Consider the following 18,149-nt stretch of genomic DNA (forward strand, 5'->3'; position numbering starts at 1 on the left):
CGCCCCGGCAGTGACGTCCGAGCCCACCACCCGGGCGCGGGGGTGTCAATGCGCGTGGCCGGTTCGCCGTCAATGCCCGATCTGTCACCGGTGTGGCGTGCGGAAGGCAGGGGGAAACTGCTCACTGGCCGAAAACGGACCATTCCAGGCAGGCGAGGGAACGGAGTGTGACCCACGGCACGTTGGGATCGTTGTCATAACGCATGTGTCACGTCCACGGGTGCTCGCGCGCCCGCTGGGTAGGCCTGCTGTGTCCTGTTGTCCACGGCCAGGAGGCCAACGTGCCCGCATCCGCGCAGCTTCTGCTCTCCGCCCTCTCCAAACAGGTGCCGAGCCACACGGATTCCGATCCGCTGGCAGGCGACACGTCCTCGACCGTTCCCCCGATGATCAGTGAGCTCCCGCTCGCCTACGTCTCCGACCTCACGGGCGAAGGAGCCTTCGCCGACGCCCCGCTCACCAGCGAGCCCCCGCTCGCCGACGCCACACCTCTCACGAGCGAGCCACCGCTCGCCGCCGTCGCCCCTCTGACCAGCGAGCCGACAGCACCCGGCACCGCAGGGGGCATGGAGTCCCCAGGAGTCTGAATGGGCTTGTCCCGGCTCGCCGCACTGCACGGCGTCGCCACCTCCTTCTCCCCTTCCGCGGACGTCACGGTGTCCGTCCCCGACGGCACGGTCACCGCCGTGCTCGCCGCGCTGGGCGTCGACGCCGCCACCCCCGAGGAAGTGGCGAGGTCACTTGCCGCGGCCGAATCGACGGCGACCTCCCGGCTGCTGCCACCGACGGTGGTGGCCTGGTCGGGAGAGCCGCTGCCGGCCGCGCTGGCCGCACTCCAGTCGGGCACGGTCCTGACGGTCGACCCGGAGCCCGCGGACACCGGCACGACCCCTCCCCTCCGCATGCGGGTGCTCCCCGCCCCCGCGGCCGTGGGAGAGGCGCCGGTCACCCCCTCCTGGTGGACCGAACCGCCCCCGGGGGTCCACCGGCTGACCGTCCGCACCCCGGACCGGCACCACGCCACCGCCACGCTCGTCGTCGCTCCCGCCCGCGTGCCCCAGCCGCCCGGGCGCACCCACGGGTTCCTCGTACAGCTCTACTCGCTGCTCTCCGCCCGCTCCTGGGGGATGGGGGACCTCGCGGACCTCGCCGACCTCGCGGCCTGGGCGGGGCGGACCCAGGGGAGCGGGTTCGTCCAGGTCAACCCGCTGCACGCCGCCGTCCCCGGCAGGCCGACCGACCCCTCCCCGTACCGGCCCTCCTCGCGCCGCTTCCCGGACCCCGTCCATCTGCACATCGAGTCGATCCCCGAGTACGGGCACGTCGACGAGCCCGGACGGGCGGCCCTCGACGACCTGCGGCAGGAGGCCGCGGCGCTCCGTGAGGCCGTGCTGAACAAGGGCGCGCTGATCGACCGGGACGCCGTCTGGGAGCTCAAGAAGCAAGCCCTGGAGATCGTCCACGAGGTCCCTCTGACGCCCGGACGCCGCGCCGCCTACTGCGACTTCCTCGCCGAACAGGGACAGGCCCTGGAGGACCACGCCCTGTGGTGCGCCCTCGCCGAGGTGCACGGCCCGCAGTGGCGCTCCTGGCCGGAAGGGCTCCAGGACCCCCGCTCCGCGCGGAGCGGGCGAGCCCGTGCCGAACTGCTCGGCAGGGTCGACTTCCACTGCCGGCTCGCCTGGCTCACGGACACCCAGCTCGCCACGGCGCAGAGCGCCGCGAGGGAGTCCGGGATGGCCGTCGGAGTCGTCCACGACCTCGCCGTCGGCGTGCATCCGGACGGCGCGGACACCTGGGCCCAGCAGGACGCCTTCGCGCACGGGATGTCCGTCGGCGCGCCCCCGGACGCCTTCAACGCGCACGGCCAGGACTGGGGACTCCCGCCCTGGCGGCCCGACGCCCTCGCGGCGTCCGGCTACGCCCCCTACCGCTCTCTCCTGCGCGGCCTGCTCGCACACGCCGGGGCGCTGCGCATCGACCATGTGATGGGCCTGTTCCGGCTCTGGTGGGTTCCCGAGGGCCGTCCGCCCACCGAGGGCACGTACGTCTCCCACGACGCGGAGGCGATGCTCGCGGTGCTCGTCCTGGAGGCGTACCGGGCGGGTGCCGTCGTCATAGGGGAGGACCTCGGCACGGTCGAGCCCGGCGTCCGTGAGGCGCTCGCCCGGCGCGGGGTGCTCGGCACCTCCGTCCTCTGGTTCGAGCGCGACTGGGAGGGCACCGGCCGTCCGCTCGGACCGGAACGCTGGCGCGCGGACTGCGTGGCCACGGCGACCACCCACGACCTGCCGTCCACGGCCGCACGGCTGACGGGCGAGCACGTGACGCTCCGCCACCGCCTGGGACTGCTGGCCGGTGAGCTGGAGCAGGAGGCGGCCGCCGACGCCGCCGACACCGCCGAGTGGATGGCCTGCCTGGCGCGGCTCCGGCTGCTGCCCGAGGGCGAGGGGGACGAGGAGGCGGCCGTACGCGCCGTCCACCGCTTCCTGCTGAGCACCCCGGCCCGGATGACAGGGGTCTGGCTGCCGGACACCGTGGGCGACCGCCGTCCGCAGAACCTCCCCGGCACCTGGGACCAGTACCCCAACTGGCGTCTGCCCGTCGCCGATGCGGAGGGCCACCCCGTCACCCTGGAGGAGATCACCGCCTCGCCCCGGCTGCACCGGCTGATGGCGGTCATGACCGAGGGGAGCGAGTCCCGTACGGCACCCCCGGGCGCGCGGCCCTCGTAGGCGTTCGCTACGTTTGCACCGTGGACAAGAAGAACGCTATGCGCGCCGGCGCCGTCGCGGCCGGTACGACGCTGATGATGCTGCTGATGTCGTCCCCCGCGCTCGCACTCACCCGCGACGACGGTGACGACCCGGGCCCCGGCCTGAACGTGATGGAGACCCTCGGCCTCTACGTCGCGCTGCCGATCGTGCTGTTCGCCGTGATCATCGGCCTGGTCATGGTGCTCGACAAGTCCAAGAAGGCCTAGTCGGCTCTTTCCCGAGTGCGCCGCCGGTACGCCGTACCGCGCGGCGCATCGGCGTGTCCGGGGGCCGGGTAGGTTCTCGGTCATGACCGAGTGGGACGTCAAGAAGCTCCGCATCCTGCGCACCCTGCGCGACCGGGGTACGGTCACCGCCGCGGCCGAGGTCCTCCTGATGACCCCGTCCGCCGTCTCCCAGCAGCTCACCAACCTCTCCAGGCAGCTCGGCGTGCCTCTCCTGGAGGCGCAGGGCCGCCGGGTCAGGCTCACCGACGCCGCGCACCTCGTACTGCGTCACGCCGAGGCGGTCTTCGCCCAGCTGGAGCGGGCCGACGCCGAGCTGACCGGCTATCTGCGGGGCGAGGCGGGCCTGGTCAGGGTCGGCGCGTTCTCCACCGCCGTCCCCGCCCTCGTCGTCCCGGCCGTGCGCCTGCTGCGCACGGGCGACCGGCCGGGCCCCGAGGTGCGCGTACGGGAGGCGGAGGCGGCCCAGGCGTACGAGCTCCTGTCCACCGGTGACGTCGACCTGGCGCTCTCGCTGGCCGCCCACGCCCCCACGGCCCGGGACCCCCGCTTCACGCTGCTGCCGCTGCTGGCCGATCCCCTGGACGTCGCACTGCCCGCCGGCCACCGCCTCGCCGGCGCGCCGGGCCTCCGGCTGGCCGACCTCGCCTCCGAGCCCTGGATCTTCGGCGGCTCGGGCCCCTGGTCGGAGATCACCACCGCGGCCTGCGAAGCGGCCGGTTTCGTGCCGGAGCAGGCCCACAGCGCCTCGGGCTGGACCGCGATCCTGGCCATGGTGGAGGCCGGCATGGGCGTCGCCCTGGTGCCCCGGATGGCGTCCGCGGCCGACCGCTGCGGCGGCGGGGTGGCGATGCGGGTCCTGGAGTCCGACCGCCCGTACCGCCATGTGGTGGCGGCCGTCCGGCAGGGAGCGGAGCGCGGTCCCGCGGTGGCACGGGTGCTGACGGCACTCCAGCGGGTGGCCCGGACGACCGCCGGGGGACAGGCGGCCGACGATATCGTTCAGCAGAACTGAAAGAACTGTACGAAAACTTTCGATGGACCTGACAGGTCTCGATGGGTCACAGTCGGCACATGACCACCGACGCGAACGAGACCGCATTCCAGGACACCGACCCCCACGCGAACGACGCGGCCCCGTACGGCGGGGGCGACCCCTACGCCGACTACCGCCACGCCACCGGTCTGGCCTTCACCGAGCTCGTGGACCTCGCGGACCGTCGCCTCGGTGCCGGTGTGATCGCGGCCAACGACGAGTTCTTCGCCGAGCGCGAGAACCTGCTGATCCGCGAACCCGCCGTCTTCGACCCCGAGCGCTTCGGCCACAAGGGCAAGATCATGGACGGCTGGGAGACCCGCCGCCGGCGCGGTGCGGACGCCGACCACCCCTTCCCGGCCCCGGGAGAGCACGACTGGGCGATCGTCCGGCTCGGTGCCCCCGGAATCATCCGCGGCCTCGTCGTCGACACCGCCCACTTCCGCGGCAACTACCCGCAGCGCGTCTCCGTCCAGGCGACCGCCGTCGAGGGCGCCCCGAGCCCCGAGCAGCTGCTCGCCGACGACGTGAAGTGGGAGGAGATCGTCCCGCCGACGCCCGTCCGCGGCCACGCGGCGAATACCTTCGAGATCACCGGGGACCGCCGTTACACCCACGTCCGGCTCTGCCAGCACCCCGACGGCGGCATCGCCCGCCTCCGCGTCCACGGCGAGGTCGTGCCCGACCCGGCCTGGATCGCCGCGCTCGGCACGATCGACCTGATCTCGATCCTCAACGGCGGCATGTACGAGGACGCCTCGGACCGCTTCTACTCCTCGCCGGCCCAGATCATCCTGCCCGGCACCTCCCGCAAGATGGACGACGGCTGGGAGAACCGGCGCCGCCGCGTCCGCGACACCAACGACTGGGTACGCTTCCGCCTCCCCGCCCAGGGCGCGGTACGCGCGGTGGAGATCGACACCGCCTACCTCAAGGGCAACTCGGCCGGCTGGATCAGCCTCCAGGGCCGTGACGGCGAGGACGGCGAGTGGTCCGAGATCATCCCGCGCACCCGTCTCCAGCCCGACACCGTGCACCGCTTCGTCCTGGACGCGGAGGCCGTCGTCACCCACGTCCGGCTCGACGCCTTCCCGGACGGCGGTGTGGCCCGGATGCGGCTGCACGGCTCGCTCACCGAGGCCGGCGCCGCCGAACTGGCCCGCCGCTACGAGCAGTCGGTGGCGTGAGCCTCCGGACCTCATGACTTCCGCCCGGCGGGCGGCAGCGCTCCGGCGCCTGCCCGCCGGGCGGTATCCATGTGCTGCCGGCCCGCGGCCCTGACGAGCGAGCGGCAGCGACGAAGGACGAAGGGGGCACCCCGGCCGGGGTGCCCCCTTCACATGTTCTGACGGACCCTACGCGGTGGCCGCCGCCGCGTCCGCCGCCTGCGCGCGCAGCGCACGCTCCACGCCCGAGCGGGACTCCGACATCAGCCGGCGCAGCGCCGCGCTGGGCTTCGCCGACTCCAGCCAGGCGTCCGTGGCGTCCAGGGTCTCCTGGGAGACCTGGAGCGACGGGTACAGGCCGACCGCGATCTGCTGGGCCATCTCGTGGCTCCGGGTGTCCCAGACCTCCTTGACCGCGGTGAAGAACTTCTCCGTGTACGGAGCGAGCAGCTCACGCTGGTCGGTCTGGACGAAGCCCACGATGACCGACTCCTGGAGGGAGTTGGGCAGCTTGTCCGACTCGACGACCGACGCCCACGCCTCGGCCTTCGCCTCCTCGGAGGGCTGGGCGGCACGGGCGGACGCCGCGTGACGCTCGCCCGCCGCCGTCCTGTCGCGCTCGTACTCGGCCGCGATCTCCTCCTCGTCGATGAGGCCCGTCGCCGCGAGGCGCTGCACGAACGCCCAGCGCAGCTCGGTGTCGACGGCCAGACCCTCGATCTCCTGGGTGCCGTCCAGCAGCGACTGCAGCACGTCCAGGTGGAGCGGGCTGCGCGCCGTCGCGGCGAACGCGCGTGCCCAGGCCAGCTGGTGGTCGCTGCCGGGGGCGGCGGCGCGCAGGTGCGCGAGCGTCGCCTCGGTCCACTGGTTCAGCCCCGCCTCGCGCCACTCCGGGGCGGCGTAGAGGTCGAGGGCCAGCTTCACCTGGCGGTGCAGCGACTGCACCACGCCGATGTCGGACTCCTTGCCGATCCCCGAGAGGACCAGCGCCAGGTAGTCGCGCGTGGCCAGTTCGCCGTCCCGCGTCATGTCCCAGGCGGAGGCCCAGCTCAGCGCGCGCGGCAGGGACTCGGTGAAGTCGCCCAGGTGCGCGGTGACCACCCGCAGGGACTCCTCGTCGAGGCGGACCTTCGCGTACGACAGGTCGTCGTCGTTGAGCAGGACGACCGCGGGGCGGGCCTTCTCCGGGGGGAACGGCACCGCGGTGCGCTCACCGTCGACGTCCAGCTCGATCCGGTCCGTGCGGACGAGCTTGCCGCCCTCGTCCAGGTCGTAGCAGCCGATGGCGATCCGGTGCGGGCGCAGCGTCGGCTCGCCCTTGGCGCCGGCGGGCAGCGCCGGTGCCTCCTGGAGCACGGCGAAGGAGGTGACGTGGCCGTTCTCGTCGGTCTCGATCTCCGGGCGCAGGATGTTGATCCCGGCCGTCTCCAGCCATGCCTTCGACCAGGTCTTCAGGTCGCGTCCCGAGGTCTCCTCCAGCGCGCCCAGCAGGTCCGACAGGCGTGTGTTGCCGAAGGCGTGCGCCTTGAAGTAGGCCTGCACGCCCTTGAAGAACGCGTCCTTGCCGACGTAGGCCACGAGCTGCTTGAGGACCGAGGCGCCCTTGGCGTACGTGATCCCGTCGAAGTTCACCAGGACGTCGTCGAGGTCCTGGATGTCCGCCATGATCGGGTGCGTCGAGGGCAGCTGGTCCTGCCGGTACGCCCAGGTCTTCATGGAGTTGGCGAACGTCGTCCAGGAGTGCGGCCACTTCGAGCCCTCGGCGTCCGCCTGGCAGGCGATCGAGGTGTAGGTGGCGAACGACTCGTTCAGCCAGAGGTCGTTCCACCACTCCATGGTGACCAGGTCGCCGAACCACATGTGGGCCAGTTCGTGGAGGATGGTCTCGGCCCGCGTCTCGTACGCCGCGTCCGTCACCTTGGAGCGGAAGACGTACTGGTCGCGGATGGTGACCGCGCCCGCGTTCTCCATCGCCCCCGCGTTGAACTCCGGGACGAAGAGCTGGTCGTACTTGGCGAACGGGTACGCGTAGTCGAACTTCTCCTGGAACCAGTCGAAGCCCTGCCGCGTGACGGCGAAGATCTCGTCCGCGTCCAGGTACTCGGCGAGCGAGGGCCGGCAGTAGATGCCGAGCGGGACCGTCTGGCCGTCGCGCTCGTAGCTGCTGTGCACCGAGTGGTACGGCCCGGCGATCAGGGCCGTGATGTAGGTGGAGATGCGCGGTGTCGGCTCGAAGGACCAGACGTCGCCGCTCGGTTCGGGGGTCGGCGAGTTGGAGATCACGGTCCAGCCCGCGGGGGCCTTCACGGTGAAGCGGAAGGTCGCCTTGAGGTCGGGCTGCTCGAAGTTCGCGAACACCCGGCGGGCGTCAGGGACCTCGAACTGCGTGTAGAGGTAGGCCTGTTCGTCGACCGGGTCGACGAAGCGGTGCAGCCCCTCGCCCGTGTTGGTGTACGAGCAGTCGGCGACGACCTTGAGCTCGTTGGCGCCGGCCCGCAGGTGCTTCAGGGTGATCCGGGAGTCCCGGAACGCGGCGGCGATGTCCAGGTCCTTGCCGTTCAGCACGATGTCGTGGACCGCCGGGGCGACGAGATCGATGAACGTCTCGGCGCCCTCCTCGGCGGAGTCGAAGCGCACGGTGGTGACGGACCGGTAGGTGCCGCCCTCCTGTGCGCCGGAGAGGTCGAGATCGATCTCGTACGCGTCCACGGTCAGCAGGCGCGCCCGCTCCTGTGCCTCTTCGCGGGTCAGATTCGTGCCAGGCACGCGGTCATCTCCTTGCAGTGCGACGTTTTTCGCCATCTTTCCACGTGGGGTGGGCGCAATGCGATGTCCCTTTTCGGTCGGGGCGCATGGACCGTACGGGCCGGCCCCCGCACCGGGGGTCACCGGTCGGGGACCATCGGTAGGCAAAGCTTTCCTACTGGTGGTAGCATCAGGGTATGAAGATCAGTGTGAGCCTGCCGCAGGAGGATGTCGCCTTCGTCGACGAGTACGCCGCGAAGACCGACGCGGATTCGCGGTCCGCGGTCATACATGCCGCCATCGAGCTGCTGCGGGAGGCGGGACTCGAAGCGGAGTACGCCGAGGCGTTCGAGGAATGGGACGCGAGCGAGGACGCCGCACTGTGGGATCGCACGGTCGGGGACGGTATCGGCGATGCGTAGAGGCGATATCCATCTGGTCGATCTCGAACCCGCCCGGGGGAGTGAGGCCAACAAGATCAGGCCGGCTGTGATCGTGTCCAACAACGCGGCCAACCAGGCGGTCCTGTCGCACGGTCGCGGAGTGATCACCGTGGTGCCCCTCACCTCGAACACCGCACGCGTCCTGACCTTCCAGGCGCTGCTCCGGTCCGCCGAGAGCGGACTGCCGAAGGACTCGAAGGTGCAGTGCGAGCAGATCAGGGCGGTTTCCCCGGACCGTGTCCTGAGGCGCGTCGGTTCCGTCCCGCGGCAGCGCATGAACGACATCGACACGGCGTTGCGCAGGCATCTCGCCCTCTGACGGCTCAGGTACGCACGCGGGAGGGCGGACACCGGAATCCGGTGCCCGCCCTCCTCGTACGGTTGTGACGCGCCGCGTCAGCCCTTCAGCTCGGCCGCGACCAGCTCGGCGATCTGCACCGCGTTCAGCGCGGCGCCCTTGCGCAGGTTGTCGTTGGAGACGAACAGCGCGAGGCCGTGCTCGACGGTCTCGTCCACGCGGATGCGGCCCACGTACGAGGCGTCCTTGCCGGCCGCCTGGAGCGGGGTCGGGATCTCGGAGAGCTCCACGCCCTCGGCGTCCTTCAGCAGCTCGTAGGCGCGCTCGACGCTGATCGGGCGGGCGAAGCGGGCGTTGATCTGCAGGGAGTGGCCGGAGAAGACCGGGACCCGGACGCAGGTGCCGGAGACCTTGAGGTCCGGGATCTCCAGGATCTTGCGGGACTCGTTGCGGAGCTTCTGCTCCTCGTCCGTCTCGAAGGAGCCGTCGTCGACGATCGAGCCGGCGAGCGGGAGCACGTTGAAGGCGATCGGGCGCTTGTAGACGCCCGGCTCCGGGAAGTCGACCGCTTCGCCGTCGTGGGTCAGCTTGTCCGCGTCGGTGACGACCTTGGACGCCTGGCCGTGCAGCTCCGCGACACCGGCGAGACCGGAGCCCGACACCGCCTGGTACGTGGCGACGGTCAGCGCGTCGAGCTGCGCCTCCTCGTGCAGCGGGCGCAGCACGGGCATGGCGGCCATCGTGGTGCAGTTCGGGTTGGCGATGATGCCCTTGGGCCGGTCGGCGATCGCGTGCGCGTTGACCTCGGACACCACCAGCGGGACCTCGGGGTCCTTGCGCCAGGCGGAGGAGTTGTCGATCACCACGGCGCCCTGCGAGGCGACCTTCTCGGCCAGTGCCTTCGAGGTCGCGCCGCCCGCGGAGAAGAGCACGATGTCCAGCCCGGAGTAGTCCGCCGTCGAGGCGTCCTCCACGGTGACGTCCTTGCCCTCGTACGCGATGGTGGAGCCCGCGGAGCGCGCGGAGGCGAACAGCCGGAGCTCGGCGACGGGGAACTTCCGCTCGGCCAGGATCCTGAGCATGACTGTGCCGACCTGACCGGTGGCGCCGACGATTCCGACCTTCACGAGAACTCCCTCACAGACGCGAACGGGCACGGTTGCCGGTCCATGATGCGTATGTCCACGGCTTCCTTGTCCAATCCATTGTCCGGCAGGCGGACGGGCCCCGCACACGGCTGTGGGGCGGGTGCCCTTGCGAGCACCCGCCCCACAGTGTTCCGCTGTCGTGCGGATCACACCGCCACTACGGCTACGGCGCGACCTTCTCGATCACGACGCTGCCGGTGCCGGCCGCGGTGCCGCGGGCGTTCACCAGCTGCACCTCGCCGAAGAACTGACGTCCCTCGGGAGCCGCGCCGGCGACCACGACATCGGCGCCGACCTTGGAGGACGCGCCGTTGGCCAGGTTCACGGCCTTCGACTCGTCGACCTTGATCTCACCGAGCGTCGGGGAGTAGTACACGTCCCGGTAGTCGTACTCGGTGGTCCCGGCCGGGACGTCGTAACCGTCGATGACCACGGTGTACGTGCCCGCCGCCGGGTTCACCAGGCTCACCGACTCCTCCGAGCCCGCCGTCGTCGAGGAGCCGACCTGCGTGGCGCCCTTGTAGACGTACAGGTCGATGTCGGCGTTGGCGTCCGAGGTGTTGCCGATGGCGACGTCCAGCTTCTCGACGCCCGCACCGATGGTCACCGTCTTCGTGTACTCGCCGCCCGTGCTGATCGAGGGGCGCTCGACGGCGGCCGAACCCAGCGTGCCGCCCTTCAGGGAGCCCTTCAGGTCGCCCGCGTTGTTGGTCACCGTCCAGTCGACGGCGGCCGGGGTGCCGATCTTCGCCTCGGGCAGCGTCTGGACCGCCGGGTCGAAGGTGGCGCCGAGCAGCGAGACATCCAGCTTGTACGGGTTGTCCAGCAGCGGCGACGTACGGCGGGCCTCGACCTCGATCTCCCAGACGCCGGGCTGCGGGTCCTTGTAGGAGCGCGTGTCCGGGCGGCAGGTGTTGGTCGGGCTCTCGTAGTTCGGGTAGCAGAAGATCGTGGAGCTGTCCTCCACCGCGACCCCGTAGGGGTGGATGGAGATGAACCGCGTCTGGCTGCCCGAGCGCAGGGCGCTCATCGCGACCTCGAGGGTCTTGGCACCCTCGGGGACGTTCAGGAAGTACGAGGTGGTGCCGTTGCGCTGCACCGAGCCGGTCGTCGAGAAGTTGTAGCCCGGCTTCACCAGGTCCTTGGCGACCACGACGGTCGCGAGGATCTGCTGGTCGACGCCGGAGGTCTTCGCGTCGTCCACCTGCAGGATCGCGCTGTGGACACCGGCGGTGCGGGGCTTCGCCTGGACCTTGACGGTCACCGGCTCACCCAGCGGCAGCGAGACGGTGCTCGAACCGGTCAGCGAGAAGGTGCCGTCGTCGTTCTTCCAGGACAGCTTGTGCTTGACGGCCTTGTCCGGACCAGTGGTGCGGGTGACGGTGACGTCGTACGACTTCTTCTGGCCGACCTGCAGGCCGCCCTCACGGTCGTACAGGCCGGTGCCGAAGCCCGGGTCCTTCAGCGCGAAGTCGATCGCGGTGTCGACCGGGGCCTTCACCGAGTACTCGTGCGCCGGGGCGCCCTGCTTCTCGATCATCTTCCACGCGGAGACGATGTCGATCAGACCGGAACCCTGGGCGTGCGCGGGCACGTCCTTGATGTGGGTGGCGGTGCTGGTCAGCGCGGTCCGCAGGTCGGCCGGGGGCAGCTCGATGCCCTTCTGCTTCGCGGCGGAGAGCAGCAGCGCCGTCGCGCCGGCGGCCTGCGGCGAGGACATCGAGGTGCCCTGCAGCATGGAGTAGCCGGCCGGCAGGGTGTAGCCCGACTCCTTGACCGGGCTGCCGGGCAGCCAGGTCTGCGTGGTGTTGATCGCCGCGCCGGGGGCCGTCAGGGTCGGCGTGAAGCCGCCGTCCTCACGCGGACCGCGCGAGGAGAAGGGCAGCATGTCGTACTTCTTGGTGACGTTCGAGCCGTAGTTGGCCGCCCAGGTCTCCTTGGAGATGGACGCGCCCACCGAGATGACGTGGTCGGCGAGGCCGGGGTCACCGATGGTGTTGACGCCGGGGCCCTCGTTGCCGGCCGAGATGACCAGCTGGACGCCGTAGACGTCGATGAGCCGCTTGTAGAGCTCGGCGCGGGCGTTGTTGCCGTCGTTCAGCGGCGGGAGGCCGCCGATCGACATGTTGACGACGTCGACGCCGCGGTTGACCACGAGGTCGATCATGCCCTCGGTCAGCGCGATGTTGGTGCAGCCGCCCGACCAGGTGCAGGCGCGCGAGGAGACGATCTTGGCGCCGGGGGCGGCACCGTTCATCTTCCCGCCGAACAGGCCGTTGGCCGCGGTGATGCCCGCGACGTGGGTGCCGTGCTCGCTCTCGATGACGCCGATGTTCACGTAGTCGGCGGTGTCGCCGGCCGCGTTGTAGACGACGTTCTTGCGGGCCTCGACGACGAACGGGATGCGCTCGACGACCTGGGTCGCCGGGTTGTCCGTGCCGAAGTAGCCGACCTGGAACTTGTCCTTGTACGGCTTCATGGCGGTCTCGTCGCCGAAGTCGGCGTCGTTGTCCAGGTCCACGCGGACGGTGCCGGCGGTCGGGTCGTACAGCACGGCCCAGACGTCGGTGGTGTCGCCGTCCCGGTTCAGGTCCCCGGCCATGTCGCCGCCCTTGGTGGCGGCTTCCGAGAAGAGCTGGATCTTGTAGGACCCCTTGGGGGCGGAGTAGGTGCGGCCACCGATGGTGAAGGTGGGGCCGGCCACGTCGGCCGTCATCCGCAGCCAGGTGCCGTCGCCGTCGCTGACGGGGTCGGTCGCCGTCACCCAGTCGACGATCTTGCGCTCGCCGGTGGTGGTCTTCCGCAGAGCCGGGTGACCGAGGTCGACACCGGAGTCCAGGACCCCGATGGTGATCCCGCGGCCGTCCGCCTTCGGGTGCTGCTTCACGAAGTCGACGGCACCCGTCTCGAACGACGGGTTGTACGGGTTCTCGGCGGGGGTGTTCTTGCCCGGCGCGGGGTAACCGGCCGAGGTCTTCTGCTGCTTCGCACCCTCGGCCCGGTCGCCCGCGGGCGTCGGGTCGTCCAGCTTGATCTCCTGCTTGAGATCGATGCCCTGGACCGAGGAGAGCTTCTGCGCCGCCTTGATGGTGGCCTCGGCGGTCGCGGTGGGCACGGTGGCCCGCACGTAGCCCAGCTTGTCGTAGGTCTTGCCCACCACGGACCCCTTGACGGAGTCCAGTTGTTCGGCGACCTGCTCGGTCGCACCCGGCGTGGTGGCGACCATCATCGTGACGTTCTTCTCGCCCTTGGCCTCGGCCTTCGCCAGCACATCGGCGTCGGCGTGGCCCAGTTTGTCGCTCTTCGCGCCGGCCGCGGCGGGCTTCACGGGTGAAGCGGCCGGGTCGTCGGCGGCGAACACCGGAGCGGCACCGGAGGCGGCCAGCGCGGCCACCAGGCCGGCCGCGGCGGCTATGCGTGCCGCGCGTCTGGCTCCCGGTATGGAGCTGGGGGATTCCTTGGTCATCAGCATCCCTGTTGGTGAAAGAAAGAGAGAGTCCGGAATTCGGTACCGGATGACCGCTCAGCATTTCCTACGTGACAGGGGTTTGTGGAGAGCTGACGGGGGCGAGAAGGGGACATGGCGTAGATCCGCCACCTGCCCCATCGCGCCACGGGCCGTTCCGGCCGGATCCCGCCGGGCTCGCGGGTGGCCGGCGGGATCCGGAGGAACCGGAAGAATCACCTAACGCGGACCGACCACCACGTACGCCGGGGGCTCACGGTCCTGGGCCGCCATCATCGCCGTGCGCAGAACCACCGACAACCGGGACGGGGAGTCCCGCAGTTGCTGAGGCGTCACCCGTACCACCGTCACCCCGAGGCGCTCCAGATGCTCCCGCTCCGCGGCGAAGGCGACATGCTGCTGACCGGGCGAGCGGGCGCCCAGCTCGAGCGCGACCGCCTGCTCCGGCCAGTAGGCGTCCACCCCGCCGAGGAACCCGCCTCCCGGCAGGGAGAGCTCCACGTTCCACAGCGGCTGCGGCAGACGGTGGGCGCGCACCATCGCGTACAGCCGGCCCTCCGCGACCGCCCGGCCCTCGACGAGCAGGGCGTCCACGGCGTCCACCACGTGCGGGCGGCCCAGCAGCTTCGCCGCGCTCAGTTCCCTGACGACCGAGGCCGGTTCGCAGTGTCCGCCGCGTACAGCCTCGGTCACGATCCGGCGCACCGAGGGGGCGTCCGTCAGCGCCCCCACCGCGTCGGCCAGGGCGCGCTCGACCGGGGCGAGCGGCACTCCCTGGCGGCGCTGCGGCCTCGGCAGGGAGGACGACCTGATCACCTGGACGAACCGGGTGGAGCGCAGCCGCCTGGTCCGTGGCACCAGGACGTCGATCCGGTGGAGGGCGATCACCGGGGGAGCCGAGGCGAAGCCGTACAGGGCGAGCGCGGCCAGGCCCGTGACCATGGCCTCGCCGTAGCCGGGGCCCGCCTGGGCGGGCACGGTGCGCCGGGCGCCGGCCGGCGGCCGGCCCGCGTAGAGCAGGGCGCCGCGCACCCGGTCCTCGTGGGTGGGCGGCCCCGGGTGCAGGAGGTACACCCCCGGCAGCAACTGCTGCCAGGAACCGCCCGGCAGGCACTGCGCGGCGGTCTGCGCGACGGTCACGCCGCGGGCGCGCAGTTGCGCGGAGGACTGCACGCGGAGGGCCGGCTCGTGGACGGGGTGCGGGGACAGCGGGGCGTTCTTGGTCATGCCCGGGAGGTTGCCGCAGCGCCGGTGCCCGCTAACCCGTGTTACACGTCCGTCGACATTCCAGGACGAGGCCGTCCTAAAGCACGGAAGTTCGATTGCCGAAAAGGGTGGGCGCGACGGGGATTGTGAGGCGCGCGCCCCGCACGCGTGTGCGGGGCGCGCGACGGAGTCTCACGCCGCGGCGTCGCACTCCTGACCGCGCAGGGCCCGTGCCAGGTCGTCCCTGGACTCGAGGACCAGCCGCCGCAGCGCCGGCGCCGCCTCCGGGCGCGAGGTCAGCCAGGCGTCCGTGGCGGTGAGGGTCGCCGGGTCGTCCTGGAGCACGGGGAAGAGACCGCGGACCACGTCCATGCCGATCTGGATGGAACGCTCCGCCCACACCCGCTCGATCGCCTCGAAGTACGAAGCGGTGTACGGCGCCAGCAGCTCCCGCTGGGAGGGCTGCGCGAAGCCGGCGATGGTCGCACCGACGAGGGCGTTGGACAGCTTGTCCGACTCCACGACCGCCGCCCACGCCTGCGCCTTGACCGCGGCGGACGGGCGCGAGGCGAGGCACCGCACGTGGTGCCGCTTCCCGGACGCCGTGTCGTCACGGGCGAGTTCGGCGTCGACGGCAGCCTCGTCGGCGGCGCCTTCGGCGACCAGCGTCGACAGGAACGCCCAGCGGAGCTCCTGGTCGACGTCCAGTCCGTCGATCACGGCCGTGCCGTCGAGCAGTCCGCCCAGCAGCCGGAGGTCGGCCTCCGAGACCGCGACCGCCGCGAAGAAACGGGCCCAGGTCAACTGGTGCTCGCTGCCGGGCTCAGCGCGCCGCAGCTCGGTCAGCGCTCCCTCGGCCAGCGCCCGTCCGCCCTCCTCGCGCCAGGCGGGCGCGGCGTAGTGCGTCAGCGCCGAACGGGCCCACGCGTGCAGCATCTGCAGGACGCCGATGTCGGACTCGCGGCCGGCGAAGGCGAGCACCACGGCGACGAACTCCCGTGCCGGAAGCAGGGCGTCCCGCGTCAGGTTCCACAGCGCCGACCAGCACAGGGCGCGCGCCAGCGGGTCGGTGAGGGCGCCGAGGTGCTCGCGGAGGGTGGCCAGGGAGGCGTCGTCGAAACGGATCTTGCAGAAGGTGAGGTCGTCGTCGTTCACCAGGACCAGGTCGGGCCTGTCGGCCCCCGCCAGCTCGGCGACCACCGTGCGCTCCCCGGTCACGTCGGCCTCGGCGCGCGCGTAACGCACGAGTTCGCCCTCGGGGGAGAGGCGGTACAGGCCCACGGCGACCCGGTGGGGCCGCAGCTCGGGGTGGGAGGCGACGGCCTCCTGGGTGACGGCGAGCTCCGAGAGCCGGCCCTCGCCGTCGTACGCCACCACCGGCGTCAGGGTGTTGACCCCGGCCGTCTGGAGCCAGGCGCGGGACCAGTCGGTCATGTCGCGCCCCGACGTCTCGGCCAGCACCGAGAGCAGGTCGTCCAGGCGCGTGTTGCCGTAGGCGTGGCGCTTGAAGTAGCGGCGCGCGCCCTCCAGGAAGGCGTCCCGCCCGACGTACGCCACCAACTGCTTCAGCACCGAGGCGCCCTTGGCGTAGGTGATGCCGTCGAAGTTCAGCTTGGCGTCCTCCAGGTCACGGATGTCGGCCGTGATCGGGTGCGTGGACGGCAGCTGGTCGGCGCGGTAGGCCCACGACTTGCGGTTGTTGGCGAAGGTGATCCAGCCGTCGGTGAAACGGGTCGCCTCCACCATCGAGAACGTCCCCATGAAGTCGGCGAAGGACTCCTTCAGCCACAGGTCGTCCCACCAGGTCATGGTGACCAGGTCCCCGAACCACATGTGGGCCATCTCGTGCAGGATGACGTTGGCGCGACGCTCGTAGGACGCCGAGGTGACCTTGGAGCGGTAGACGTACTCCTCGCGGAAGGTCACCATGCCCGGGTTCTCCATGGCACCGAGGTTGTACTCGGGCACGAAGGCCTGGTCGTACTTCCCGAAGGGGTACGGGTAGTCGAAGTTGTCGTGGAAGAAGTCCAGGCCCTGCTTGGTGATCAGGAAGATGTCGTCCGCGTCGAAGTAGCGCGCCAGCCCCTTCCGGCACATCGCGCCGAGCGGGATCTCCAGCTTCGATCCCCCTTCGAGCTCGCGGGTGTAGTGGTCGGTGACGTAGTGGTACGGGCCCGCCACGACCGCCGTGATGTACGTCGAGATCGGCAGGGTCTCGGCGAAGCGGTGGACCCCGCCCTCCTGCGACTCCTCCGCGCCGTTGCTCCAGACCCGCCAGCCCTCCGGCGCCGTCACCTCGAAGCGGTAGGGCGCCTTGAGGTCGGGCTGCTCGAAGTTGGCGAAGACCCGGCGGGCGTCGGCCGGCTCGTACTGCGTGTAGAGGTAGACCTCGCCGTCCTCCGGGTCGACGAAGCGGTGCATGCCCTCGCCGGTCCGGCTGTAGGCGCACCGGGCGTCGACCACCAGGACGTTGTCGCCGCCCGCCAGGCCGTCGAGCGCGATACGGGTGCCGTCGAAGACGGTCGCGGGGTCCAGGGCCTCGCCGTTCAGCGTCACCGCGTCCACGGCCGGGGCCACCAGGTCGGCGAAGGTCGAGGCACCGGCGCGGGCGGCGCGGAAGCGGATCGTGGTGCGCGAGCGGAAGGTGCGCGGCCCGGCGTCGTCGCCCCCGCCGAGTTCACCGACGGCGGAACGCAGGTCGAGCGCGACCTCGTATCCGTCGACGGTCAGCAGCTCGGCCCTTTCGCGGGCCTCGTCGCGGGACAGGTTCTCACCGGGCACGGAGCACTCCTTTGTGTCTCGTTCGAAGACCTTTGATCCTCCCATGCGGCTTCCGGGGACCGCGCACGGGAATGGCCCGGGGCCGGGTGGTGTTGCGGGTCACAGGTGCAGACCGACCACACTTCGAGGAGAGACATGCCCGAGAACAGCACGGCCGGCGGCAAGGTTCCGGCCGACTTCTGGTTCGACCCGCTCTGCCCCTGGGCCTGGATGACCTCCCGGTGGATGCTCGAGGTGGAGAAGGTCCGTGACGTCGAGGTGCGCTGGCACGTCATGAGCCTGGCCGTCCTCAACGAGCCCAAGCTCGACGAACTGCCCGAGGAGTACCAGGACATGATGCGGACCAAGGCGTGGGCGCCGGTCCGTGTCGTGGTCGCGGCGCAGCAGAAGCACGGCGACGACATCGTCGGCCCGCTCTACACGGCCCTCGGCACCCGCATCCACAACAACGGTGAGGGCCCCACCCGTGAGGCGATCGCCGGTGCCCTCGCGGACGTCGGTCTGCCGGCCGACCTGCTGGAGTACGCCGACTCCGACGCGTACGACAAGGAGCTGCGCGCCTCCCACCAGGAGGGCATCGACAAGGTGGGCCAGGACGTCGGCACCCCGGTGATCGCGGTGCCCGGCGCAGACGGGGAGCAGATCGCCTTCTTCGGCCCGGTCGTCACCCCCGCCCCGAAGGGCGAGGCGGCCGCGAAGCTCTGGGACGGCACGCTCCTGGTGGCGTCGGTCCCCGGCTTCTACGAGATCAAGCGGACCCGTACGCAGGGCCCGGTCTTCGACTGACCGCATGCCTGCCGCGGGCCGGGCCGCCGTGCCCGGCCCGCGGTGCGGCGGTCATGTGGCACGGGCGGCACGG

At 71.2% G+C, this 18,149-nt stretch carries 13 protein-coding genes; 8 read left to right on the top strand and 5 right to left on the bottom strand.

Annotated elements, in window-relative coordinates; all coding sequences use genetic code 11:
* Positions 1–281: 281 nt before the first annotated feature.
* From ACGFNN_RS01975 to alc, 5 genes are all read left to right on the top strand, one after another.
* A complete protein-coding gene (locus ACGFNN_RS01975; protein WP_393551965.1) occupies positions 282–587 on the top strand; it encodes a hypothetical protein in 306 nt (101 codons plus the stop codon).
* Complete coding sequence (gene malQ / locus ACGFNN_RS01980) at positions 588–2,735, top strand: 4-alpha-glucanotransferase (RefSeq protein WP_393551967.1); 2,148 nt, start codon at positions 588–590, stop codon at positions 2,733–2,735.
* A 38-nt stretch (positions 2,736–2,773) separates the two neighbouring features.
* Positions 2,774–2,983, top strand: a complete 210-nt coding sequence (locus ACGFNN_RS01985; protein WP_362549741.1) for a hypothetical protein — start codon at positions 2,774–2,776, stop codon at positions 2,981–2,983.
* Between the two features lie 82 nt (positions 2,984–3,065).
* Positions 3,066–4,016 carry a LysR substrate-binding domain-containing protein gene (locus ACGFNN_RS01990; protein WP_393551969.1) on the top strand — a complete coding sequence of 317 codons (951 nt, stop codon included), beginning with the start codon at positions 3,066–3,068 and terminating at the stop codon, positions 4,014–4,016.
* Between the two features lie 59 nt (positions 4,017–4,075).
* The gene (gene alc / locus ACGFNN_RS01995) at positions 4,076–5,224 is read left to right on the top strand and encodes an allantoicase (RefSeq protein WP_393551971.1); all 1,149 of its coding nucleotides are present in this window, start codon (positions 4,076–4,078) and stop codon (positions 5,222–5,224) included.
* Positions 5,225–5,392: 168 nt separating this feature from the next.
* On the opposite strand, the gene pepN (ACGFNN_RS02000) is transcribed toward alc, so the two are convergent.
* Positions 5,393–7,969 (bottom strand): aminopeptidase N, encoded by a 2,577-nt coding sequence (gene pepN / locus ACGFNN_RS02000; protein ID WP_393551973.1) that lies wholly within the window; start codon positions 7,967–7,969, stop codon positions 5,393–5,395.
* 176 nt (positions 7,970–8,145) lie between these two features.
* Here pepN (ACGFNN_RS02000) and ACGFNN_RS02005 point away from each other — a divergent pair, with 176 nt between their 5' ends.
* Positions 8,146–8,370, top strand: a complete 225-nt coding sequence (locus ACGFNN_RS02005) for a ribbon-helix-helix domain-containing protein (RefSeq protein WP_362669398.1) — start codon at positions 8,146–8,148, stop codon at positions 8,368–8,370.
* Entirely contained in the window at positions 8,363–8,710 is a 348-nt protein-coding gene (locus tag ACGFNN_RS02010; RefSeq protein ID WP_362669400.1) for a type II toxin-antitoxin system PemK/MazF family toxin, read from the top strand. The genes ACGFNN_RS02005 and ACGFNN_RS02010 overlap by 8 nt, the downstream gene beginning before the upstream one ends.
* 77 nt (positions 8,711–8,787) lie before the next feature.
* Here ACGFNN_RS02010 and ACGFNN_RS02015 read toward each other — a convergent pair whose 3' ends face one another.
* From ACGFNN_RS02015 to pepN (ACGFNN_RS02030), 4 genes are all read right to left on the bottom strand, one after another.
* Positions 8,788–9,816, bottom strand: coding sequence for an aspartate-semialdehyde dehydrogenase (locus ACGFNN_RS02015; protein WP_393551975.1), 1,029 nt, complete (start codon positions 9,814–9,816; stop codon positions 8,788–8,790).
* 184 nt (positions 9,817–10,000) lie between these two features.
* Positions 10,001–13,309 (bottom strand): S8 family serine peptidase, encoded by a 3,309-nt coding sequence (locus ACGFNN_RS02020; protein ID WP_393551977.1) that lies wholly within the window; start codon positions 13,307–13,309, stop codon positions 10,001–10,003.
* Positions 13,310–13,522: 213 nt separating this feature from the next.
* A complete protein-coding gene (locus ACGFNN_RS02025) occupies positions 13,523–14,530 on the bottom strand; it encodes a hypothetical protein (RefSeq protein WP_393551979.1) in 1,008 nt (335 codons plus the stop codon).
* Positions 14,531–14,701: 171 nt separating this feature from the next.
* Positions 14,702–17,290, bottom strand: a complete 2,589-nt coding sequence (gene pepN / locus ACGFNN_RS02030) for an aminopeptidase N (protein ID WP_393551981.1) — start codon at positions 17,288–17,290, stop codon at positions 14,702–14,704.
* A gap of 135 nt (positions 17,291–17,425) precedes the next feature.
* On the opposite strand from pepN (ACGFNN_RS02030), the gene ACGFNN_RS02035 reads away from it, so the two are divergent.
* Positions 17,426–18,076, top strand: a complete 651-nt coding sequence (locus tag ACGFNN_RS02035; RefSeq protein ID WP_362555590.1) for a DsbA family protein — start codon at positions 17,426–17,428, stop codon at positions 18,074–18,076.
* Positions 18,077–18,149: the final 73 nt, after the last annotated feature.

Origin of the sequence: Streptomyces sp. NPDC048590, assembly GCF_043199535.1 — a bacterium.
In the GTDB taxonomy this organism is placed as follows: Bacteria; Actinomycetota; Actinomycetes; order Streptomycetales; family Streptomycetaceae; genus Streptomyces.